18 protein-coding genes, 1 tRNA gene and 1 pseudogene are annotated in these 23,282 nt (G+C 66.4%); 13 read left to right on the top strand and 7 right to left on the bottom strand.

Annotated features, from left to right (window positions below; translation table 11 throughout):
• Positions 1-11: 11 nt before the first annotated feature.
• On the top strand, positions 12-2,102 hold the full coding sequence (locus F8O09_RS06110; protein WP_158054284.1) for a DUF6541 family protein: 2,091 nt from the start codon (positions 12-14) through the stop codon (positions 2,100-2,102).
• Between the two features lie 77 nt (positions 2,103-2,179).
• On the opposite strand, the gene F8O09_RS06105 is transcribed toward F8O09_RS06110, so the two are convergent.
• A tRNA-Gly gene (locus F8O09_RS06105) sits at positions 2,180-2,253 on the bottom strand.
• A gap of 653 nt (positions 2,254-2,906) precedes the next feature.
• Here F8O09_RS06105 and F8O09_RS06100 point away from each other — a divergent pair.
• Complete coding sequence (locus tag F8O09_RS06100; protein WP_158054283.1) at positions 2,907-4,058, top strand: methylenetetrahydrofolate reductase; 1,152 nt, start codon at positions 2,907-2,909, stop codon at positions 4,056-4,058.
• A complete protein-coding gene (gene metE / locus F8O09_RS06095; protein ID WP_158054282.1) occupies positions 4,010-6,358 on the top strand; it encodes a 5-methyltetrahydropteroyltriglutamate--homocysteine S-methyltransferase in 2,349 nt (782 codons plus the stop codon). The genes F8O09_RS06100 and metE overlap by 49 nt, the downstream gene beginning before the upstream one ends.
• 169 nt (positions 6,359-6,527) lie before the next feature.
• Here metE and F8O09_RS06090 read toward each other — a convergent pair whose 3' ends face one another.
• Positions 6,528-7,352 (bottom strand): DUF2510 domain-containing protein, encoded by an 825-nt coding sequence (locus tag F8O09_RS06090; RefSeq protein ID WP_192497580.1) that lies wholly within the window; start codon positions 7,350-7,352, stop codon positions 6,528-6,530.
• Positions 7,353-7,549: 197 nt separating this feature from the next.
• On the opposite strand from F8O09_RS06090, the gene F8O09_RS06085 reads away from it, so the two are divergent.
• Together F8O09_RS06085 and F8O09_RS06080 are read left to right on the top strand one after the other, a co-directional pair.
• Positions 7,550-7,816 carry a DUF1049 domain-containing protein gene (locus tag F8O09_RS06085; RefSeq protein WP_192497579.1) on the top strand — a complete coding sequence of 89 codons (267 nt, stop codon included), beginning with the start codon at positions 7,550-7,552 and terminating at the stop codon, positions 7,814-7,816.
• A 118-nt stretch (positions 7,817-7,934) separates the two neighbouring features.
• Complete coding sequence (locus F8O09_RS06080; RefSeq protein WP_158054280.1) at positions 7,935-9,275, top strand: glycosyltransferase 87 family protein; 1,341 nt, start codon at positions 7,935-7,937, stop codon at positions 9,273-9,275.
• Here F8O09_RS06080 and metX read toward each other — a convergent pair.
• Entirely contained in the window at positions 9,223-10,428 is a 1,206-nt protein-coding gene (metX, locus tag F8O09_RS06075; RefSeq protein ID WP_412973582.1) for a homoserine O-acetyltransferase MetX, read from the bottom strand. The genes F8O09_RS06080 and metX overlap by 53 nt on opposite strands.
• A 125-nt stretch (positions 10,429-10,553) precedes the next feature.
• On the opposite strand from metX, the gene F8O09_RS06070 reads away from it, so the two are divergent.
• The 4 genes and pseudogenes from F8O09_RS06070 to epsC form a co-directional block, all read left to right on the top strand.
• Positions 10,554-11,411, top strand: a complete 858-nt coding sequence (locus F8O09_RS06070; protein ID WP_158054278.1) for an SDR family oxidoreductase — start codon at positions 10,554-10,556, stop codon at positions 11,409-11,411.
• Positions 11,408-12,103, top strand: a complete 696-nt coding sequence (locus F8O09_RS06065) for a uracil-DNA glycosylase (protein WP_158054277.1) — start codon at positions 11,408-11,410, stop codon at positions 12,101-12,103. The genes F8O09_RS06070 and F8O09_RS06065 overlap by 4 nt, the downstream gene beginning before the upstream one ends.
• A 113-nt stretch (positions 12,104-12,216) precedes the next feature.
• Complete coding sequence (gene cysK / locus F8O09_RS06060) at positions 12,217-13,152, top strand: cysteine synthase A (protein WP_158054276.1); 936 nt, start codon at positions 12,217-12,219, stop codon at positions 13,150-13,152.
• Positions 13,153-13,233: 81 nt separating this feature from the next.
• Positions 13,234-13,764: pseudogene (gene epsC / locus F8O09_RS06055) on the top strand (serine O-acetyltransferase EpsC); the annotation flags it as partial.
• Positions 13,765-13,950: 186 nt separating this feature from the next.
• Here the strand turns inward: epsC and F8O09_RS06050 are convergent.
• The gene (locus F8O09_RS06050; RefSeq protein ID WP_158030630.1) at positions 13,951-14,655 is read right to left on the bottom strand and encodes an aspartate/glutamate racemase family protein; all 705 of its coding nucleotides are present in this window, start codon (positions 14,653-14,655) and stop codon (positions 13,951-13,953) included.
• 165 nt (positions 14,656-14,820) lie between these two features.
• Here F8O09_RS06050 and F8O09_RS06045 point away from each other — a divergent pair, with 165 nt between their 5' ends.
• Entirely contained in the window at positions 14,821-16,074 is a 1,254-nt protein-coding gene (locus F8O09_RS06045) for a carboxylate--amine ligase (RefSeq protein WP_158030631.1), read from the top strand.
• A gap of 39 nt (positions 16,075-16,113) precedes the next feature.
• Here the strand turns inward: F8O09_RS06045 and F8O09_RS06040 are convergent, their stop codons facing one another.
• A complete protein-coding gene (locus tag F8O09_RS06040) occupies positions 16,114-16,605 on the bottom strand; it encodes a hotdog domain-containing protein (protein ID WP_225732928.1) in 492 nt (163 codons plus the stop codon).
• A 287-nt stretch (positions 16,606-16,892) separates the two neighbouring features.
• Between F8O09_RS06040 and F8O09_RS06035 the strand changes: the two genes are divergently transcribed.
• From F8O09_RS06035 to dcd, 3 genes are all read left to right on the top strand, one after another.
• Positions 16,893-17,942 carry an enoyl-CoA hydratase/isomerase family protein gene (locus F8O09_RS06035; RefSeq protein ID WP_158030633.1) on the top strand — a complete coding sequence of 350 codons (1,050 nt, stop codon included), beginning with the start codon at positions 16,893-16,895 and terminating at the stop codon, positions 17,940-17,942.
• Positions 17,943-17,980: 38 nt separating this feature from the next.
• Positions 17,981-20,707, top strand: coding sequence for an energy-coupling factor transporter ATPase (locus F8O09_RS06030; RefSeq protein WP_158054275.1), 2,727 nt, complete (start codon positions 17,981-17,983; stop codon positions 20,705-20,707).
• A gap of 95 nt (positions 20,708-20,802) precedes the next feature.
• Positions 20,803-21,408, top strand: a complete 606-nt coding sequence (gene dcd, locus F8O09_RS06025; protein WP_158054274.1) for a dCTP deaminase — start codon at positions 20,803-20,805, stop codon at positions 21,406-21,408.
• A gap of 43 nt (positions 21,409-21,451) precedes the next feature.
• Here dcd and F8O09_RS06020 read toward each other — a convergent pair whose 3' ends face one another.
• Both F8O09_RS06020 and F8O09_RS06015 read right to left on the bottom strand, forming a co-directional pair.
• On the bottom strand, positions 21,452-21,715 hold the full coding sequence (locus tag F8O09_RS06020) for a hypothetical protein (protein WP_158030635.1): 264 nt from the start codon (positions 21,713-21,715) through the stop codon (positions 21,452-21,454).
• Positions 21,716-21,860: 145 nt separating this feature from the next.
• On the bottom strand, positions 21,861-23,207 hold the full coding sequence (locus tag F8O09_RS06015; protein WP_225732888.1) for an MFS transporter: 1,347 nt from the start codon (positions 23,205-23,207) through the stop codon (positions 21,861-21,863).
• Between the last annotated feature and the right edge of the window lie 75 nt (positions 23,208-23,282).

Here is a 23,282-nt window from a genome sequence, read left to right as displayed (position 1 = left end):
AGAGAACGACGATGGACCTCACACAGGCGCAGACCTGGGTCGAGCTGGTGCCCGCCATGCTCGTCGCTGTCGCACTGCTGCTCGTGCCGGGCGCAGTGCTCGCCCGTGTGCTCGGGCTGCGCGGTATGGCCGTCTGGGGCGCCGCTGCGCCCATATCGGTCTCGGTGATCGCGGTCAGCGCGATCGTCACCCCTCGGCTCGGCCTGCGCTGGTCGCTGTGGTGCCTGCTGATCGGCTGGGCGGTCGCTCTCGCGCTGGTCGTCGTGCTTCGTCGTGTCATTCGGCGGATGCTGGCTCGTCGTCCGGCGTCGGTGGCGTGCGGTGCGCAGCCCGTCTCGGCCGGGCCCGATGTATCGCGGCCGATGACCGGTGCCTGGCGCCGCGGTGTGATCCCCGGGCTGCTGGCGCTCGTCGCCGCGGTGGTGCTGATCTCGACGACCTTCTTCAGACTTGTGCCCGACGCCGAGTACATCATGCAGCTGTTCGACACGACGTTTCATCTCAACGCCGTGCGCGCGATTCTCGACAGCGGAGACGGATCGTCGCTGACACTGTGGTCGATCACGAACAAGGCCAACAACTCGTCGTTCTACCCGGCCGCCTGGCACGACGTGGTGGCCTTGGTCGCACAGCTCAGCGGAATCGGCGTGCCGCAGGCCACGAACGTCGTGGCGCTTGTGGTGAGCGCCGTGATCTGGCCGCTCGGAGCGATCTGGCTCGCACAGGCCATCGGCGGGCCGAACCTGGCGAGCAGCCTGGCCGGCGGTCTGCTGAGCGCGTGCTTTCCGGCGTTCCCCTGGCTGTTTCTGCACTGGGGGCCGCTCTACCCGAACCTGCTGGGCAACTCGCTGATCGCCGCGGCGCTGGCGCTGACGCTCTCGATCTGCCGTCAGCGGCCTGACTCAGTGCAGCACCGTCTGAATGCGGCAGCCGCCCTGCTGCTCGTGCTGCCGGGGCTCGCTCTCGCACACCCGAACTCGCTGCTTGCCGCCGTGGGGTTCGCTGCCATGATCGTCTTCGCGACGCTGGGACCGCAGCTGCGCCGACTGCGGGCCGGCGGCGGAGAGGCGGGAGTGCGCGGGGCATCCGGCGAAACGCTCGTCGGCTGGCTGGGCGTGCGCGGCACCCGCATCGCGATCTGGTCGGTCGCCGGCGTGTTCGTGCTGCTGTGGGGCGTGCTGCGCACCGGGCTCGACGTGGCACCGTGGAAGGCCGACGAGAACCTGCGCGACGCTCTGACAGACATCGTGACGAACGGGCCGGTCGACCGCCCCGCGGCCATCGCAGTCAGCGTGCTGGCGCTGATCGGACTGGTGCGCTGCCTGCGCTCGCGGCGGTGGTGGCCGATCATCGTGTTCGGCTTCACCGTGGTGCTGTATCTGGTGGTGGTGGCGTCGCCGGTTCCGCTGCTGCGCGACGTGCTCACCGCAGGGTTCTACCGCGACCCGAAGCGCATCGCCGGGCTCACGGTGTTCGGCTTTCTGCCGCTGGCCGTCATCGGTTTCACGACGGTCTGGGCGCTGGTGACGATCGTGGTCATGCGCATCGGGCCGAAGCACGCTCATCGACTGTCACGGTCTGCGCAGGCCATGCGGCGGGCGGTGGCCGGGGTGCTGCTGCTGATGCTGGTCGCGGTGCTCGTGCTGCCGATTCGCAACGGGGCGATCGCGCAGGTGGTGAGCTGGGCGCAGCGTGACTATGTCATCTCGCCCACGTCGAAGCTGCTGAACACCGATGAGCGCGATGTTCTCGCGCATCTGCGCGACTTCGTGCCGGCGGGGCAGACCGTGCTGGTCGACCCGGGCAACGGAGGTGCGCTCGCCTATGCCTTTGAGAACGTGCCGGTGACGCGCGTGCACATTCTCAGCGACGTGTCTGACGACCTGCAGACGCTGGACTGGCACCTGAGCGATGCCAGTTGGAAGGATCGCACATGCCCGATCGTGCGTGCGAACGATCTGCACTTCGTGCTCGACTTCGGCGACGCGATCGTCGACAACGTGAAGAAGCCCGGGTTGAGCGACATCCCGCCCGAAGTGGGCACGGTGGTGTACTCGCAGGGGAGGGCGCGACTTGTCGAGCTGACCGGATGCTGGGAGTGAGCGGATGCTCGACGCGTGTGCCGCTGGGGCCGGTCGAGCGGCTGACTGGTGCGAGCTCTGCTGCAGACGGAGCTGAATGGAGCGGCTGACGGGAATCGAACCCGCGTATCAGGCTTGGGAAGCGTGCGCTCTACCATTGAGCTACAGCCGCATGGTCTGTGACCGCCTGTAAGGGTATCAGAACCGTGAGCCGCTCAGCCACCTGCACGGATTCTCGGGTCGCTCTGCTTGCCGACGCGGTCTTGTGCCTCGAACTTCGACTTTCAGCTGCGCAACAGCCCAGACGTGCAGCCACAGATCAGTCCCTTTGCTCAGAAACCCGGTTGCTGAGCTGCCTCGGCTGGTCGGCGTCGCCACGAAATTGCACGGAATGCGGGCACCACGGATTGCACCGAATGTCGCCTCACGGATTGCACGGAATGTACCGGGATCGCTCGAGAATGCCCCCTTTCTGCCAATCCGTGGCGGTGAGGTGCGATCGCGGCAGCTCCCGAGAGTGCAGAACCTGCTCTGAGCCCCGGGGATGCCGCCCCGAGAGTGCAGAACCTGTTCTGAGTCCCGGGGGATTCCGCCCCGAGAGTGCAGAACCCGTTCAATGTCGGCGAGTGTGCAGAAGACGTGCGTATCAATCGGTTTTGGCCGCGTCTTCTGTGCTCTCGATGCCCGAATTGCACTGAAACGATCTTGCCGACAACCGCACCGAAACCAGACCCCCGAAATCTGCGCAGAAGCAGCGCCCCGCGATGTAACGTGACGTCACACGTGTGGCATCGGCGCAGCGACGCAGAATACGATGAGACCACTATGACCGCCAGCTTGCAGCCCGCAGCAGACCGTCGACCCCAGGTCGCGCGGTCGAACGATGCTGCCGTCTCGACCGGAGCCAGCGCCGAAGAGCCTATTGCTGAGCGCCGCTTCAGCGCGAGCCGCTTCGGTCTGTCCGGCGAAGACGCGTTCGACGACGGCGATGATGCGGCGGATGCTCTGCATGCGCCCGCAGCGCACATCACGCCCGCATGGGACACCCTGCCGAGCGTCGAAGCGCCCACGCTTTCGCTCGAAGTCTTCCCAGCCAGGGGAGTGCCGCAGCTGCGACGCAACGTCGCCGCAGTGCGCAAGCTCCTGAAACTCGGTCCCGACTTCGTCACAGTGACATACGGCGCGGCGGGCAGCCGTCAGGAGGGCACGAAAGAGCTGGTCACCTGGATCGCACAGTCCGGGGTGCCCACCTATGCGCACCTCACCTGCCAGGCCACGTCTCTGCGCGAGCTCGACGAGACGATCGACGAGCTGCTCGAAGCCGGTGTCACGGGCATCCTCGCTCTGCGCGGCGACGCCCGGGACGACGGCAGCGGCCTGGTGCTGCCGCACGCCACCGACCTGATCGCGCGAGTGAGCCAGCGTGCCGAAGCGGCGGGGCAGCGCATCCGCATCGTCGTCGCAGCGTTCCCGACCGGGCATCCCGACAGTCGAGATCTGCGCGAAGACGCCGAGAACGTCGCTCGCAAACAGCAGGCGGGTGCAGACTTCGCGATCACGCAGCACTTCTTCGACGCCGAGGACTACGCGCGCTTTCTCGACCTGGTCGCTGCGACGGGTGCGACGCTGCCGATCGTTCCCGGCCTCACCCCCACGACCACGGTGCGCCGTCTCGAGCGCATCTCAGAACTCTCCGGGCTGACCCCGCCGCCTGCGCTCGCTGCAGCGCTCGGCGCTGCACCGGATGCACAGACTCGCCGCGACATCGCGGTGCAGAACACAGTTGAGCTGGCTGAGAAGCTGGCGCGAGCCGGAGCCCCGGGCATACAGCTGTTCACCATGAATGACGAGCCGACCGCGCTCAGGGTGTTCGACGCCCTCAGCTCTTCGCCTGCAGGTGCGCTCGGCCAGAACACAGGAAGAGAACCATGGCTACTCAACACACAGGGGCCGGCCTTGAAGGCGGCACTGCACTAGGCTACCCGCGCATCGGTCGCAGCCGAGAGCTCAAGAAGGCGCTCGAACGCTACTGGGGCGGCCGCATCGAGGCACAGGAGCTGGCCGAGACGGCAGCCGAGATCCGTGCGACCAACTGGCGCCGTCTCCACGACCTCGGGTTCGAGGCGCACAACGCCAGCATCCCCAGCGACTTCTCCTACTACGACCAGGTGCTCGACGCCACCGTGCTCGTGGGCGCCCTGCCGAAGCGCTTCGACCAGTGGGTCGACGAAGACGGCAGCCTGAGCCTCGACGGCTACTTCGCCGCCGCTCGCGGAGTGGACCGCGTGCAGCCGCTTGAAATGACCAAATGGTTCGACACGAACTACCACTACCTCGTGCCCGAGATCGGGCCCGACACCACCTTCCGCCAGGGCAGCGATCAGCCGGCCCTGCTCTTCGCCGAGGCGCTCTCGCACGGGTTCGTGACCCGCCCGGTCATCGTTGGCCCGGTCACGCTGCTCGCGCTGGCGAAGCCGACGGCCGACGCCCCAGAGGGGTTCGACCCGCTCGACCGCCTCGACGACCTGTTGCCGGTCTACGCCGAGGTGCTCGCCGGCCTCGCCGAGCTCGATGCACCGTGGGTGCAGCTCGACGAGTCGGCGCTGGTCAGCGAGCTGCTGCCCAGTGATCGCCCGAAGCTCATCACAGCGGCGAAGCACGCCTACGAAGTGCTCGGCGCGCTCGAGGCCCGCCCGCAGATTCTCGCCCAGGCGTCGTACGCCGCTCTCGACGAGGCATTGCCTGCACTTGCCGAGGCCCCGATTGAGGGAATAGCACTCGACCTGGTCGAAGGCGACGTGCCTGCCGCAGACACCCCCGGCGTGACCGGACTCAAAGACAAAGTGGTGGTCGCCGGTGTGATCAACGGTCACAACATCTGGCGTGCCGATCTGGATGCCGCGCTCGCGAAGCTCGAAGAGCTGCGCCCGTTGGCGGGTCGAGTCGTGGCCTCGAGCTCGACCTCGCTGTTCCATGTGCCGCACACGCTCGACGATGAGTCGAAGCTGAGCGACGAACTGCGCTCCTGGCTGGCCTTCGCAGCAGAGAAGGTCGTCGAGATCGTCACACTCGCCCGCGCCTACGACGGCGACAAAGCGGGGGTGCAGGCAGCGTTCGACGAAGCGGCTGCCGCGCTGGCATCCCGCGCTGAGCATGCCGGCGTGCACCGCCCCGAGGTGGGTGCACGCATCTCGGCCCTCACCGACGCCGACTTCACACGCACACCGTATGCTGAGCGTGCGCAGGTGCAGCAGGCCGAGCTGGGGCTGCCGCTGCTGCCGACGACCACCATCGGATCGTTCCCGCAGACGCCGGAGATCCGCCGCACGCGCTCGCAGTTCACCAAGGGTGAGATCGACGAGGCCGCCTACAACGAGCAGATCAGGGGGCACATCGCCGACGTCGTGAAGTTGCAGGAAGAGATCGGTCTTGACGTACTCGTGCACGGCGAGGCCGAGCGCAACGACATGGTGCAGTACTTCGCCGAGAACTTCGAGGGCTTCGACGTGACCGAGAACGGCTGGGTGCAGTCGTACGGGTCGCGCTGCACGCGCCCGAGCATCCTCTGGGGCGACGTGGTGCGCCCGAAGCCGTTCACGGTCGAGTGGATCAGCTATGCGCAGTCACTCACCGAGAAGCAGGTCAAGGGCATGCTCACCGGCCCCGTGACGATTCTGGCCTGGTCGTTCGTGCGCGACGATCAGCCGAAGGGCGTCACCGCTGACCAGGTCGCCTTGGCGCTGCGCGACGAGATCGCCGATCTCGAGGCCGCAGGCATCGACATCGTGCAGGTCGACGAGCCGGCCATTCGCGAGCTGCTGCCGCTGAAGCGCGCAGACCACGCCGACTATCTCAAGTGGTCGGTCGGGTCGTTCCGTCTGGCGACCGCCGGCGCCGCAGACCGCACGCAGATTCACACCCACCTCTGCTACTCGGAGTTCGGCCAGGTCATCGACGCCGTCGACGGGCTCGACGCCGATGTGACCTCGGTCGAGGCCGAGCGCTCGAAGATGGACATCGTGCGCGACATCAAGGCCGCCGGCTTCAGCCGCGGGGTCGGGCCGGGCGTCTACGACATCCACTCGCCGCGCGTGCCCACTGAGGCCGACATCGAGGGGCTGCTCGACATCGCGCTCGAGTCGATTCCCGACCAGCTGCTGTGGGTCAACCCCGACTGCGGGCTGAAGACACGCCGCTACGAAGAGGTGGTGCCTGCGCTGACCGACATGGTCGCCGCCGCCCGTGCCGAGCGTGAGAAGCTCGGCGTCGAGGCCTGAGCGTTGGCCGGTCGTCTGATCGGCTGAGATGACAGCAGGGCCGCGACCCACATGTGGTGGGTGCGGCCCTGTTTGTCTTGTCGCCGTCTCTGCCGTCGCCGTCTCTGCTGTCTCTGCCATGTCGCGGGGCGGGCGGATGCGGTGGGCGCGCCGGCTCTGCGGCCTGCGGTCAGATAGTGGTGCCGAGGCGGGTGGCGCCCGTTCCGGTCCCTGCGCCGGAGCCCGAACCGCTGCCGTACTGACCTAGGTCGCCTAGGTCGCCCAAATCGCCCAGGTCGCCGTAGTCCTCGTTCAGATCGTTGTTGTACTGCCTGCCCAGGTCACCGTAGCGCTTGCTGAGGTCGCCCAGCCCCGGCACGTCGATCTTCATGTTCGAGGTGTCGATGCCCGAAATCTTCCAGCTGCCGCTCTCTTTGACCAGCTTGTAGTCGTATGTGCCTGAGACGGTGACCTTCGTGAGTCCGGAGCCGGACTCGCCGTCGACGGCGTAGGTCACCGTGGCGGAGTCGCCGGTGATGCTCTCTGACGAGAAGTCGTTCGAGATGCCCATGCCGTTCGTGGTGTCAGAGCCCGAGCCGCTGTCGTTCAGACCGTTCGGCAGGCTGCCGATCTGGCTGCAGCCTGCCTTGATCTGCGAGGCCATCGACGACGTGTAGTACTCGGCGGCGCCGTCGCAGTCCCCGCTCTCGGCCGATGCGATGGCTTTCGCGACGACCTCTTTGGGGCTGCTCGTGGCGTTGCCGATCACCGCGAACAGGCCGATGGCGATTCCGGCCAGAAGCAGCACACCGGCCACGGCGATGCCGACGATGAGCCAGGTCTTGCCTTTACGCGGGGTGGGCGAGCCGTATCCGGGGGCAACCGCCTGCTGATCGGGTGCGGTGTGCTCGGTCCACTGGGAGCCGTCCCACCAGCGCAGCCAGCCGGTCTGAGCCGGATCCGGATACCAGTTCGCCGGCGGAGTCGTCGGGTTTTCAGGGGGAACGGAACTCATCGTGATCCTTCTCATCTGGCGAACATGACGGACGGCATACGTCTCTGAGCCACAGTGTATCGAAGGCCGTCGCCCGCAGAGCGCATCGCATACGACCGCATTTCTGCGCAGGAGCATGAGAACGGTCATACTGTTGAGCACAGGGAACTGTGGGGTCGATCGGAGCGATCAGCCCCAGACACAGGCAGGAAGAGACCATGGCTGACAAGAGAAACCCCACACCGCACCACGAGGTCACCGCTGGCGAGCGGGTCGGCGGGTGGCTCAAGAAGACCTGGCCCGCGCTGGTGCTCGTCGTGCTCGCCCTGATCTTCATCTTCCAGAACACCTCGACGGTGACGCTGGTGCTCTTCGGCATGCAGCTCAGCGGCTCGTTCTGGATCTTCACCGTGATCCTGCTGCTCATCGGCATTCTGATCGGCTGGCTGCTGGGTCGCGGCGGCAGAGTCGACCGAAAGAACTGACCATCGGCCTGCTCTCGCCCGCATCAGCTGGTCAGACGCCGCAGAGATGCAGAGCACGGAGGCAGAGACGTCGCTGCCGGATGAGCACGTCGTCAGCGCCCGGTAAACTGAACCTTCGATGACGAGCAGCGCACCGAAGACGGATTCGACCGATGTGATGGCCGCGCCCCGGCGAACGAGACTCATGACCGTCGTCAGCCGGGTTGCCGCACGACCGACCGTGCTCATCGTGGCGTTCCTCATGGTGCACCTCTGGCTCGCACTGAGCGGTCGCCATCAGTACGGGGCGCCCTTCGGCGATGTCACCAGCGTCTATCACCTCTGGTCGTTCGACGCAGTCCGGTACGGCACCTGGTACGGCATCACCGACCCATGGGTCTATCCGGCGCTCGCCCTGGTGCCGATGCTCCTGCCACTGACGCTCTGGGCCTCGACCGGCCTGGACTACACGTTCAGCTGGCTGATCATGGTCACTCTGCTGAACGTCGTCGCGCTCGGCGTCTTCACCGAGGGGTTCCGCAACGAGCGCCGCATGCGTACCGCATGGTGGTGGGCGGTCTACCTGCTGCTGCTCGGGCCGGTCGCGTTGGGGCGCATCGATACGGTTGCGCTCGCTCTGGTCGTCATCGCGCTGTCGCTGCTCGAACATCGCCCGGCGCTCGCCGGGCTGCTGCTGGCCGTCGGCACGTGGGTCAAGGTCTGGCCGGCGGCTGTGCTCGCGGCTGCCGTCACGTCGCTCTGGGGGCGTGGCCGGCGGATGCTGCGCGCGCTGATCGCACCCGGCGTCGCGCTGACCGGAGGACTCGCCGTCGTGGCCGCCATCGCATCCCTCGTCAGCGGGCACGGCTTCGTCGGCGTCGCCAACCTGCTCGGCTTCGTTGGCGGTCAGGCCTCGCGCAATCTGCAGATCGAGGCGGTCGGCGCGACCGTCGGACTCTGGCGGGCGCGTTCGGGTGACGGTGCAGTCGTCTACAACCACGAGATATACACCAACGAGCTGATCAGTGCGTCGTCACCCGTCATCGCGACGACCGTCACAGTGCTGATGGGCATCATGGTGCTGGCGATCGCCCTGCTCGCCTGGCGGCTGCAGCGCGTCGGCGTCGACCGGCTGCAGGTGTTCGCCTGGGCGTCGCTTGCGCTCGTGACGACTTTCATCGTGTGCAACAAGGTGGGGTCGCCGCAGTTCGAGGTGTGGCTGGTGGCACCCGTGCTGCTGCTCGCCGCGGTGCGGCCGCCGCGCTGGTGGGTGCCGATGGTGCTGACGTCCATGATCGGAGTGCTCACACAGGTGATCTACCCATCATGGTACGGCTACCTGCTGAATCTGAGCGCGTGGATGCTCTGGGTGATCACCGTGCGCAACCTGCTGCTGGTGATGCTGCTGATCTGGGCCGTGGCCGAGCTCAGGCCGCGAGGATCCGTTCGAGCTGCGCCCCGATCGCCTCTCGCTCGATGAGGAACGAGTCGTGCCCGTAGGGGGAGTGCACCACGACCGCTTCGTCGCCGGCGATGTGCGTGCGCAGACCTGCGACGATGGCGTGCTGCTCGTCGATGCCGTAGAGGCGGTCGGAGTCGATGCCGACGACCAATGACTTCGCCGTGATGCTGCCGAGCGCTTCGACGACCCCGCCGCGGTCACGGCCGATGTCGTGCGAGTTCATCGCCTCCAGCATGGTGATGTAGGTGTTCGCGTCGAAACGCCGAGTGAACTTGTTGCCGTGAAAGTCAAGGTACGACTCAATGGCGAAGCGTCCGCCTTTGCCCAGCGGCGAGACGCCGGACTGGGCCGAACGGCCGAAACGGGTGTTGAACTCTTCGGCGCTGCGGTAGCTGGTGACGGCGACCCGACGGGCGAGCGCAAGCGAATGCCACGGGCCGCGCCCTTCGGGAAGGTCGTAGTAGTCGCCGCCGAGGTAGTCGGGGTCGCTGCGGATCATGTCGACCTGTACCGAGTTCACGGCGATGCGGTCGGCGCTCGTGACCGCCGGTGCGGCGATGACCACGAGTCGTTCGAGGTCGTCGGGATACATGATCGCCCACTCCAGCGCCTGCATGCCGCCCATCGAGGGGCCGATCACGGTGTGCCAGCGGTCGATGCCGAGGGTGGTCGAGAAGTTGTGACTGGCGTGCACGATGTCACGGATCGAGACGTACGGAAACTGTGACCCCCACGGCTGACCGGAGGGGCGCATCGTGCTCGGCCCCGTCGTACCCTGACAGCCGCCGAGCACATTCGCGCACACCACATAGAAGCGATCGGTGTCGATCGGGCGCCCAGGGCCGATCTGATCGGCCCACCAGCCGGCGGTGTGATGCCCGAGCTCTCGCACGCCGGCGACGTGGCTGTCACCGGTCAGCGCGTGCAGGACGAGCACGGCGTTACTGCGGTCGGCGTTCAGCTCGCCCCAAGTCTCGTATGCGACGCGCACGCAGTCGAGGTGCCCGCCGAACTCGAGATCCTGCTTGCCGACGTGCACGAACTGTCGGCGCCCCGGAGGATCGCCGACCAGCCAGGCCCCGGTCACCGGAGGCTTGCCGGCCACGCGGGCGATCATGCGGTCGGTGACCGGTGAGAAGAGGTCGCTGTCGTTGTCGCGTGCCCGATCGATGCGGTGCGCGTGTGCTCGGCCGTCGCCGTACTGCTGCATGTGAAGGCCGCCTCTGCAGAATGGGTGAATCACCGTATTTTACCAAGTCGGCGATTCTGCGAGGGGCAGCATCTAGGATGTTCTGCATGACACCAGCGACTCCAGAACCGCAGGCATCCCATCCCCCGCTCAGCGCGAGCGTCGTCGAGCTCGGCGAGACCGACGACCGACAGCGCACAGCGCTGGTGACCGGCGCCAGCAGCGGCATCGGGCGCGCGACGGCGGCACTGCTGCGCGAACACGGCTGGCAGGTCATCGCCGTGGCACGCCGTGCCGAGCGGCTCGACGAGCTTGCGGCGCAGACCGGAGCGATTCCGTTCGCCGCCGACCTGACGTCGCCGGCCGAGGTGCAGGCGCTTGCCGAGTTCGTCGACGAACATGGTCGGCTGGACGCGCTGCTGAACATCACCGGTGGAGCCATCGGCGTCGACCCGGTCGAGCGCGGTCGTGTCGAAGACTGGGTTCAGATGTATGAGATCAACACCGTGGCGACGCTGCGCGTGACGCAGGCGCTGCTGCCGGTGCTGCGACGCACCGCCGCCGAGCACGGCTGGGTCAGCATCCTCACCCTGACCTCGACGGCCGGGCTCGGCGTCTACGAAGGCGGCGGCGGGTACACCGCGGCCAAACACGCCGAGCAGGCGCTCGTCGACACGCTGCGGCTCGAGCTCAGCGGCGAGCCGATCCGTGTCATTGCGATTGCTCCGGGACTGGTGCACACCGAGGAGTTTTCACTGAAGCGGCTGCACGGCGACCAGGCGAAGGCCGACGACGTCTACGCCGACGTGGATCATCCGCTGAGCGCCGAGGACGTCGCTCTGGTGAACGTGCAGACGATCGAGCTGCCGCCGCACATCAACCTCGACTTGGTCGTGGTGCGTCCGGTCGCTCAGTCGGCGCAGCACAAGCTTTATCGCGGCCCGTTGCGTCCGAAGCTGTCGTGACCGATCCCCAGCGGCATCCGCACCCGGTCACCGACCTGGTCGATCCGTCATGGGCGCCGGTGCTCGCGCCTGAGACCGAACGCATCGCGCACATCGGCGAGTTCCTGCGCGGCGAGGTCTCCGACGGGCGCCACTACGCTCCTGGCGGGCCCAACGTGTTCCGTGCCTTTCAGCAGCCGCTCGACGCCGTGCGGGTGCTGATCGTGGGGCAGGATCCATATCCGACGCCCGGTCATGCGATGGGGCTCTCGTTCTCGGTGCGGCCCGACGTGCGGCCGGTGCCGAAGTCGCTGCAGAACATCTTCACCGAGCTGCACGACGACATCGGTGCGCCGACGCCGGCGAACGGCGACCTCACGCCGTGGGAGCGACAGGGCGTGATGCTGCTGAACCGCGTGCTCACCTGCGAACTCGGCCGACCGGCCTCGCACCGCGGCATCGGTTGGGAGCAGGTCACGGAGCGTGCCATTCGGGCGCTCGGTGAGCGCGATTGCCCGCTGGTCGCCATTCTCTGGGGGCGAGATGCGCGCAGCGCGGCGCCGATGCTGCCCAATGCGCATCTGATCGAGTCGGCGCATCCCAGCCCGCTCTCGGCCTACCGAGGCTTCTTCGGATCGCACCCGTTCAGTCGCGCATCCGACTGGCTGCAGCAGCAGGAGGGACAGGGCGTCGACTGGGCGCTGCCGATCTGACTCTCTGTTACGAAGTGCGACGGCCGGTTCGTCGGGATGCCGTAGACGCTCGATAGTCTGCGAGAGGCGCGCCGTTCGGCGTGTGCGAAGAGACCGGCGGAAGGCATCACGACATGGCTGAGATTCACGACAGCATCCTCGATACGATCGGCAACACCCCACTGGTGCGCCTGCACAGGCTGCCGGGTGACAGCGATGCCGAGGTGCTCGCCAAAGTCGAGTTCACCAACCCTGCAGGCAGCGTCAAAGACCGCCTCGCCGCTGCGATCGTCGAGGCCGCCGAACGCAGCGGCGAGCTGAAACCCGGCGGCACCATCGTCGAGGGCACCAGCGGCAACACCGGCATCGGCCTGGCATTCGTCGGCGCGGCCAAGGGCTACCATGTCGTTCTCACGATGCCTGAGACTATGTCGGTCGAGCGCCGCGTGCTCGCCCGTGCGTACGGTGCGGAGATCGTGCTCACACCCGGCTCTGAGGGCATGAAAGGGGCTGTCGCCAAGGCGAAGGAACTCGTCGAGCAGAGCGACAACGCCATTCTCGCGAGCCAGTTCGCAAACCCCGCAAACGCCGCCGTGCACCGTGCGACCACCGGCCCTGAGATCGTCGAGGCGACAAAGGGGCGCGTCGACTACTTCATCGCAGGCATCGGCACCGGCGGCACCCTGACCGGAGCCGGCCAGATCATCAAGGCAGCCAATCCAGACGCCAAGGTGATCGGCGTCGAGCCCAGCGACTCGCCGATTCTCAACGGCGGAAAGCCTGGACCGCACAAGATTCAGGGCATCGGAGCGAACTTCGTGCCCGATGTGCTCGACACCGAGCTCTACGACGAGATCATCGACGTGGAGTTCCCCGATGCGACGGCGACCGCACGCGCGCTGGCCAGCGAAGAGGGCATCCTCGCCGGCATCTCGGCGGGTGCCGCGACATGGGCGGCACTCGAGGTGGCCAAGCGTCCCGAGGCTGCGGGCAAGACCATCGTGGTGATCATCCCGGACTTCGGGGAGCGCTACCTGTCGACGTCGCTGTACAGCGACCTGCTCGACTGAGTCGATGCGAAGATGTCGGTCGTGACCGGTGCTGCGTCTGCTGAGCCGATTGACCAGGTCGACGGCACAGCAGATAGAGTCGTGGGCGTGTTCAGCAGACTCCGGGAAGACATCGACAACGCTCGTCGACACGATCCTGCGGCGCGGTCGGCGGCCGGCATCTTCTTTCTCTATTCGGGCCTGCACGCGATCTGGAACCATCGTCTTGCCCACTGGCTGTGGAGCCATCACGCGAAAGGGCCTGCGCGGTTCGTCTCACAGCTGAGCCGTTTTCTCACCGGTATCGAGATTCATCCGGGTGCGCGCATCGGGCGGCGCTTCTTCATCGATCACGGCATGGGAGTGGTGATCGGCGAGACGGCTGAGGTCGGCGACGATGTGATGATCTATCACGGGGTGACTCTCGGCGGCACCAGCCTGGCGGCTGAGAAACGGCACCCGACCATCGGCGATCATGTGCTGATCGGTGCGGGCGCCAAGGTGCTCGGGCCGGTGACCATCGGCTCGCACTCGTCGATTGGAGCCAACGCCGTCGTCGTCAAAAGCGCACCACCCGACTCGCTGCTGGTCGGCATTCCGGCCAAGCCGCGCCCGCGCCCGCAGACCCGACCACGAGACGTAGAAAGTCGGCGCGACGGGCTCAGCCCGGCGTCCTCAGACCGCACCACGATCGATGGGCTCTCCCAGGGATCGACGAGGCCGGGCCGTTCGGCGGCGAACGTCGAGCCCGAAGACATGGAACAGTTCCGCGATCCGGCGATGTACATCTGAGGGCGCTGAACCCTCCCGGAGCAGCTCTCAGAGCTTCAGCGTGCCGCCTGCCCTCACGATGGTCGCGCGGGCCAGCACGTCGAGTGCATCCACACTCGCGTAGTCATGCGCGAACGCGTGTTCAGGCACGCTCAGCTCGGTGCAGCCGATGAGCGCGATCTGAGCTCCGGCTTGCATCGTGCGCTCGAGCACGCTCATATAGAGGTCACGATCGAGCGGCTGGTTCGCCTTGACCTGGTCGAAGATCAGGGTGTCGACGTCATGTTGGACGGCTTCGCTCGGGTTCAGCGCATGCAGGCCGACGGCTTCGAGGGCATGCTGGTACAGACCTGACGAGATCGTGCCGCGGGTGCCCAGCACGCCGACGCTGCTGCCCGGAGGCACGAGTTCGGCCACGTGAGCCGCAGTCAGATCGATCATGTTCAGCACGGGAGCCTCGCTTGCGGCCGAGATCTCGTCAAAGAAGAAATGCGCAGTGTTACACGGAATGGCGATCACCTGCACCTGCCGACGGTTGAGCTCGCGCACGTCGTCGAGAATCGGGACGACCGGGTTCGGCTGGGTGTGATCGAGGATGTAGGCCGTGCGATCAGGGATGCTGCAGTGCTGCAGCAACTCGACATCGAGGTGATCCTGATCGCTCGCGACCTTCGTCATGCCAGTGAGCGTGTGCAGAAAGAGGATGGCAGCGTCTGGCCCCATACCACCGATCACACCGACATCTGGTCTCACGTGGGTCTCCTTCGTGTGTTCGCCGTGGCCGATTCGTCTGGTCACCGGGGCTTGAGGACGCAGAGATGCACCCGACGGCCGCAGACTCAGTGTACGGCGTGCCCCCGACTACAATTGCAGCGACGCAGGGCTTCCCGGCAGCGTCAGACACCCAGTGAGGATGATATGACCGCCACAACGACACATCGGTTTCAGCCTGTGCTGCTCGGCACGGACATCAACGCCTATGGCATGGCTCGCTCGTTCCACGAGGAATACGGTGTGGTCTCATGGGCGCTGGGATCGTTCCCGCTGACGCCGACGCGCGACTCGAAAATCGTGCAGGTGAGCATCGACAGCGAATTCGCATCGGACGACGGGTTCGTGCGGGTGCTCAGCGAACTGGGCCGACGCGAACGGGCGGCTGACCCGAATCGCAGCCTGTTGCTGGTTCCGTGCGGCGATGCGTACTCGGCTCTGCTCTCGGCCCATCGAGAGACGCTTGCAGAGTGGTTCGACTTCGTGATGATCGATGACGAACTGCTGGCGAGCCTCGTCGACAAAGCCTCGTTCTACCGACTGTGCGAGCAGCACGGCCTGGACCACCCAGTCACCCGAACCTACAGTCGGCAGCAGTTCGTCTCAGGCACCCCGATCGAACTGCCGAGCGAGTTTCCGATCGCGCTGAAACCGGCTGACAGCGTCGCCTACCTCGACTGCCAGTTTCCTGGGCGCAAGAAGGCCTATGTGCTGGCGAATCGGCAGCAGCTGGACGAGACGGTGCGACGGATCTTCTCTGCCGGGTACCCCGGAGAGCTCATTCTGCAGGACTTCGTGCCCGGCGACGACTCGCAGATGCGGGTGCTGAACGCCTACGTCAACCGTGACGGTACCGTGGCCATGATGAGTCTCGGCAACCCGCTGCTGGAAGACTATGCGCCGGCGAGCATCGGCAACTACGTCGCGATCGTGTCAGAGAGCAATGACGCCGTCTATGCTCAGGCGAAACGTTTTCTCGAGGCCATCGGATACGTGGGCTTCGTGAACTTCGACATGAAGCTCGACCCCCGCGACGGGCGATACCGATTCTTCGAGCTGAACCCGCGCCAGGGACGCAGCAGCTTCTTCACCACGCTCGCCGGTCTCAACCTGGCGCGGTGGCTGGTGCGCGACGTCGTCGAGCAGGAGTACGGCGAGACCGTCTACGGGCGGGAGCACGCACTGTGGGTCGGAGTTCCCCGGCCCATCCTGAAACGGTACGCCGCTGAAGGTCAGCTGAAGGCTGAGGCGCTGCAGCTCATTCGCGAAGGCCGATGGGGCAGCACGGTCTTCTATCGACGTGATCTCGGGCTGCGACGTCGGCTCAACATGTGGAAGCTCTGGCTGTCGTACTACCCCGACTACCGTCGCAACTTCGGCAACCGCGAACTCGATCTCTGAAACCGCCGACGCTGACGGAGGCCGTCACCTGGTGTGCGCTCAGCGCGCCCGGTCGTCGTTGATGTCGACTGAATGCGCGTCTTCGGGATGAACGACCGGGAGCACTTCGGTGATGGGCGCGCGGGGAATCGGCCCGCCGGTGCGCTTGGGGATGCGGTCGCGCAGATACGTGATCTCGGTGTAGCCATGAGGGGCGGGCTTGCCGTCGGGGCCGAGGTTCACGAACACGATCTCGTTGATGGTGAGAATCGTCTTGCGCGTGATCATGTTGCGCACGATGCAGCTCATCGTCAGCGACGTGCGGCCGAACTTCGTGGCGACCAGACCCATCTCGATCAGATCACCCTGCCAGGCGCTCGAGACGAAGTTGATCTCGGAGTAGAACTTCGTGACGCAGCGTTCGTTGCCGAGCTGCACGATCGCATAGATGGCGGCTTCTTCGTCGATCCATTTCAGTAGCGATCCGCCGAAGAGCGTGCCGTTCGCGTTGAGATCCTCGGGGCGCACCCAGCGGCGGGTGTAAAAGTTCATGTGATGGCGATTGCCCAAAGGCCGATCGTCGTACTGCTCGGCGTCGTGGGCGTCGAAGGCAGCGCCGGTGCCGCCTCGCCGCGAGGAGGCGTCGTGGTCGGGAGTGTGTGCGTTCATGCGGTTAAACCTAGCCCACACACGTGACGTCCGGATGAAGTCGTGAGCACTGCACGTGCTTCGACGGACGCCGCGGTGAGACAGTGACGATCAGCCGGGGCATGCCGGTGAGCGTATATCATCATCGACTGGTGCGGCGCTTCTCAGCAGCACGTGCTTAAATCGGGGGCATGACCACTGAGCAGACGACACAGACGCATGTGCTGACCACCGTGCGCGGCCACCTCGGTGAGATTCTGCTCAATCGGGAACGTGCCATCAATGCGCTGACCTCTGACATGATCGCGACCATTCACAGCCAGCTCGACGAATGGATCGATGACGACCAGGTGCAGGCGGTGCTGATTCGCGGTGCCGGTGCTCGAGGGCTGTGCTCTGGTGCCGACATCCGGGCGCTCTCGCAGGCGTCCGCCTTCGAACGCTATGACTTCTTCGACGCCGAGTACTCACTCGACCTCTGCATCGCGCGGTATCCCAAACCCGTCGTGGCCTTCATGGACGGCATCACGATGGGCGCAGGCGTCGGCATCAGCGCGCACAGTGCGTTCCCCGTGGTGACCGAGCGCTCTCGCGTGGCGATGCCCGAAGTGCGCATCGGCCTGATGCCGGATGTCGGCGCCACCTGGCTGCTGGCTCGGGCTCCTGGTCGCCTCGGCCACCTGCTCGCCTACACTGCGGGCGAGATGACCGGCTCCGATGCGATTGCGATGGGCTTCGCCGGCCACTTCGTTCCGAGCGACTACCTCGGCGACGTCGTCGACGGGCTGATCGCCGGAGTCGGCACCGGTGACGAAGCCCTTGAGAACACGCGACGGGTCATCAGCAGTTCTGCGGTGGAGCCGCCGGCTTCGGTGCTGGTGCGCAATCAGGCGGGCATCGACGAGGCCTTCGCCGATACGTCTCCCTCGAAGGTGATCGCATCGTTGCACGATCACGGCGATGACGGTGCCGACGAGGCCGCCGACCTGATCGCCGGCATGTGCCCGTTCTCACTGATCGTGACCGAGCGAGCACTGCAGCTGGCTGCCGAGAGCACGCTGGAGCAGGTGTTCGAGACTGATCTGCGTCTGTGCAGCGGGCTCACGGCCCGGCCCGACTTTCGCGAAGGAGTGCGTGCACAGGTCATCGACAAAGACCGCAACCCCGTCTGGAACCCGTCTCGACTCACTGACGTCGACCCGGCCGACGTCGACGCCCTCTTCGGCGACCTCGACAGGTGACACTTGTGTGCAGCGCTGGGCGCTGCCACCATTGAGGCATGTGTGCGCGCTCATCCCTGCCCGTCGGGGGCGAGACCATCGTGCAGGTGCGCGACCTCGGAGTCACCTATCCGGAACGCGCACAGACAGCGCCTGACGGCGTCACCTTCGACCTGCAGACCGGCGAGGTCGCGCTGCTGCTCGGGCCCTCTGGCGCCGGAAAGTCGACTCTGGCGCTCACGCTCGACGGTCTGATCCCTCATGAGGTGTCGGCGACCGTCAGCGGCTCGGTCATCGTGGCGGGAACGGACGTCGCGCGTTCCCGTGTCGCGCAGATCGCCACAGATGTGGCGATGGTCTTTCAGGATTCCGACGCGCAGATCGTCGCCGCCACCGTGCTCGATGAAGCCTGCTTCGGGCTCGAGAACCTGCAGAGACCTCGCGAAGAGGTCCTGGCAGCTGCCGAGCGCGCGCTGCGCCGCGTCGATTTGTGGGACCGCCGCCGAGACGATCCGGGCGACCTCAGCGGAGGCGGTCGACAGCGGCTGGCCATCGCCTGCGCACTGGCGCTGGGCTCGCGGGTCATCGTGCTCGACGAGCCGACCGCGAACCTCGATCCGCAGGGCGTGGTCGACGTCTATGCGCTGCTCGGCGAGATCGCGGCCGAGCGCACCCATGCCATCCTGCTGATCGAACACAACCTCGATGAGGCGATGAGCATCGTCGACCGGGTGATCGTGCTCGACTCGGCCGGGCGGGTGCGATTCGACGGTCCCGCGCGCAGTATCCTCGAGACCTATGCCGACGAGATCGACCGACTTGGCGTCTGGCTGCCCGTCTCGACGGTGGCCGGTCGACGGCTCGGTCTGCGAACGCTGCCGCTGACTCCCGCCGAGCTGACGGCTGCGGTCGACGCGGGCGTCGCCTCCGGCGCATTGCCCACTGTGCCGAGCGCGGTGTCGCAGTCGGCGGATGCCGGCGCTCCCGTCGTCGATGGCGTGCCCAGTGGCGAGGCGGCCCTCGAAGTGCGACACCTGAGCGCGCACGCACACGGCCGCGACCGGCCGCTCGTCGACGACGTCTCGCTGCAGGTGCCCCGTGGGGCGTTGGTGGCCATTGTGGGTCGCAACGGCGCAGGCAAGACGACGCTGCTGCACCGTATGGCCGGAGTCGTGTCGCCGCCGCAGGGCAGCGTGCACATATATTCCGCTCAGGGAATGATCGATGTCACTACGGCTTCGCCCCGGCGTCTGGCACGTGAGGTGGGCTTCGTCTTCCAGAACCCCGAACATCAGTTCATCACGCCCACAGTGGTCGAGGAGCTGGCGCACGGTCTGAGCCTGCAGGGACTCGGCGAGGACGAGATCACAGCGCGGGTCGAGGCGATGCTGCGGCGCCTGGGACTTCAAGACTGCCGTGAGACACACCCATATCTGCTCTCGGGAGGGCAGAAGCGACGTCTCTCGGTGGGAACCGCGTTGATCACCGGTGCACCCGTGCTCTGCCTGGACGAGCCGACATACGGGCAGGATCAGGCTCGGGCGGCCGAACTCGTCACCCTCTTGAGAGAACTCGTCGACACGGGCTCCACGGTGGTGATCGTGACCCACGACATGCAGCTCGTGACCGAGCAGGCGACCCATGTCGCGGTCATGAACGACGGCCGGGTCGAGACATTCGGCCCGACTGAAGACGTGCTGGCCGGTGACGCGCTCGAACGCGCCGGTCTGCTTCGACCCCCGTTGGCACGTGCTATGGCCGCAGTGGCGGCTCCCGCGTGGCATGGCGTCACCAGACTGCAGCAGCTGGAGAGCCTGCGGACAGGGGCGGCGGACACGAGCGATCTGCTCCCGCCGACCGTGCCGACCGTCAGCCGATCGCCAGCGTTCCCTGCGATGCAGACACAAGTGACCCCGGCATCCGCCGAACACCGGCCGCGTCGTCGGCCCAAGCCCCGACCGACCACAACCAGTATGTTCGATCCGGCCGTTCCTGCGGCAGACCGCCCCCGCTGGGCGCCGCTGGCCACGCTCAACCCGGTGGCCAAACTGATCGCGATGATGCCGCTCACGATCGTGGCTCTCGCGCTGCACGACATCGGCGCGCTGCTCGGCATGCTGGCCGTCGTGCTGGCGGTCGTCATCGTCGGCTCAGGCGCGGGCTGGCGACGGTTGACCGTCGTGATCGGCGGCATTCTGATCGGCGTCTCGGTGCTCTCGATCAGTGTGGGAGTGTGGATGGACCCGGCCAAAGCCGACCAGCAGCAGACGCTCTGGCAGATCGGCGACTGGCGATTCACGGTCGGCATGTGGCTGGTCGGTCTGGGCGTCACGCTGCGCGTCGGCACGGTGGCGGCGCTCGGCATGCTGCCGGGGCTCACAGCGACAGGCGTCGATACGATTCGGGCGCTGGTGCGTCGCCTGCACGTGCCCTACCGCCTGGGCTACACGGCGCTCGCGGCCTACCGATTCGTGCCGCGCTTCGGCAAAGAACTCGAGCAGATCAGGCGGGCACACCGCGTGCGCGGCGTCTCGAACGGACGCGGACCGGTCGCTGCCCTGCGGCGGGCGGCCGGGTACGCGCTGCCGCTGCTGGCCAGCGGCATCCGTCATGCCGAGCGCGTCGCTCTCTCGATGGATGCGCGGGCCTTCGGCGCCGGATCGTCGCGCACTGAGCGGTATGAGATTCCGTGGCGCACACGCGACTGGGTGTTCGTCGTCGGGTTCTGGGCGCTCGTCGTAGCCGGGCTGCTGATCGGCGCGGCGCTGCTGCCCGTCTCGGTGTGAGCGATCCGCTCGACGGGCGTTCACCGGGGCGCCGCGGACGAGAGTGCGCCGGCGCCGACGCCTCTGCCTGCGGTGCAGCCGTCTACACTGGAGACATGCTGCTTTCTGATCGCGACATTCGCCGTCAACTTGCCGAAGGGCGCATCAAGCTCGAGCCCAGCGAAGACAAACTGGTGCAGCCAGCGAGCGTCGATGTGCGTCTCGATCGATACTTCCGTCTGTTCGACAATCACAAGTATCCGGTGATCGACCCGGCCGAAGAGCAGTCAGAGCTGACCCGACTGATCGAGGTCGATCGCGACGAGCCGTTCGTGCTGCACCCCGGCGAGTTCGTGCTGGGCGCGACGTTCGAACGGGTCACGCTGCCGAGCGACATCGCCGCACGGCTGGAGGGCAAGAGCTCGTTGGGGCGTTTGGGACTGCTGACTCATTCGACGGCAGGCTTCGTCGACCCGGGGTTCAGCGGCCACGTGACCCTCGAGCTGTCGAACATGGCGACGCTGCCGATCAAGCTGTGGCCGGGCATGAAAGTCGGCCAGCTGTGCTTCTTCAGGCTGTCGAGCGAGGTGGAGCATCCGTACGGCTCTAAGAGCTACGGGTCGCATTACCAGGGACAGCGCGGGCCGACGGCGTCGCGGTCATGGCTGAACTTCTCTCGCATCGACGTCAGCACGACCGATGCCGGGTCGCTCGGAGCCTGAGGCGCTGCCGAGTCACTTGGTGCGAGCGGCTCGGCCCTCGAGATCACTCGTCGTCGAGTGAGTCGTCGAGATCGTCGCCCTCATCCTCTTCGGCATCGCGAGCCAGTTCGGCGTCGACCGCCTGAATCAGGTCGTCTGGGTCGTCGGTGAGCAGCTCCTGGAAAGTGTCGTTGTCTTCCATCGCCTCAAGACCGGCCTCAATCGCCTCATCGACTGTCGAGCCCTCGTCGACGGCATTCCAGAGCACCTGCTTGTACCGGTGCAGGGCGTTCTCGACGGCTTCATCGTTGGCGTAGTTCTCAGTCATGCTCACATTCTTCCACCTCGTGGGCCGCTGAGCGCAAACGGCATTGTCGGCGGGCATGGCGTGGCACACACCGCCAGGGTCTCTGTGATCCAGCCGTGCCGAATGTCACTTGTCAGTCCCCACGACGCCCGGGCATCCCGAGTGATCAGGCCAGACGCTGCCGTCGCGGTCGCAGATCGAGCCCGAACGACACGGACATGAACACCATGCCGCCGAGGGTCAGCCAGATGCCCAGCTGCAGCGTCGACAGATAGCCGGCGCCGGATGCCACCACGAGCCCGCCTAAGAACGCACCGATCGAGTTGGCCATGTTGAATGCCGCGTGATGGCTGGCCGCCGCGATCGTCTCGCTGCCCGGGGCGACCTGCATGAGCCTCGACTGGGCGGCCGGCCCGAGCATGGAAGACCCAATGCCCATGAGAAACACGAACGCGAAGAGCATCAAGAAGCTGCCGCTGTACTTCAGCCCCAAGACGAACTGACCGGCGAACATCAGCACGAGCATCAGCCCGAACGACGCGAGGATCGTGAAGAAGATGCTGCGGTCGCCGAAGCGCCCACCGAGGATGTTGCCCAACGTCATGCCCAACCCGGTGACCACCAGCACCGCCGGCACCCAGACCGGTTCGATGCCGGCGACCTCTGTGGCGATCGGCGAGATGTAGCTGTAGAACGCGAACCATCCGCCGAACCCGACGGCGCCCATGCCGATCGTCAGCCACACCTGCACACGGCGATAGGCGCTGAACTCGGTCGAAAGACTGGCGTCCGGATTGCCTCGGTCGCTGGGCACGAAGACGGCGATGCAGGCGAACGTGAGCGTGAACGTCGCCGCCACCACGAGATAGGCCGAGCGCCATGAGGTCTGCTGCCCGAGAAACGTGCCCAGCGGCACGCCGATCACGTTGGCCACCGTGAGGCCGCCGAGCACGAACGCGCCTCCGCGCGACTGCGCTCCCGGGCCGATCAGTCGCGCGGCGATGATCGACGCCACCCCGAAGTAGACCCCGTGCGGCAGGCCCGAGAGAAAACGCGCGATCGCGACCTGCCCGAGCGTGGTGAGCAGCGCGACGGCAAGATTCGAGAGCACGAGCCACGTCAGCACCACCAGCAGCAGGCGCTTCTTCGGCCAGCGGGCCGTGAGACCGGTGATCAGCGGAGCCCCAACCACGACGCCGGCCGCATACGCCGAGATCAGATGCCCCGCGCTCGCGTTCGCGGCCTCGGGGTCGCTGGCGGCGAGATCGGGCAGCAGGCCCTCGGCCAGCTGCGGCAGGATGCCCATGGTGACGAACTCGGTCATGCCGATTCCGAACCCGCCGAGGGCCAGCGAGAGCAGGGCGATGGTGCGCATCGGCCTGCTGAGCACACGGGTGTGCATGGGGATGTCGAACGCACCGGTCGTGGTCGGCGGCTCTGACGGCAGGGGAGCCTCTCCAGTGCGTTTTTGGGCGTCTGGATTCTCAGAGAAGTTTGGGGGTGTGGAAGTCACCCGCCAAGTGTAGACCGTCGCTGTTACAGGTGTGGAAACGGAGCAGACGAGACGGGGCGGCCCGGCGATGTGCAT

Source organism: Pseudoclavibacter sp. CFCC 11306 (assembly GCF_008831235.1).
Lineage (GTDB): Bacteria > Actinomycetota > Actinomycetes > Actinomycetales > Microbacteriaceae > Pseudoclavibacter_A.
This window is presented reverse-complemented; position numbering and strand designations above follow the sequence as displayed.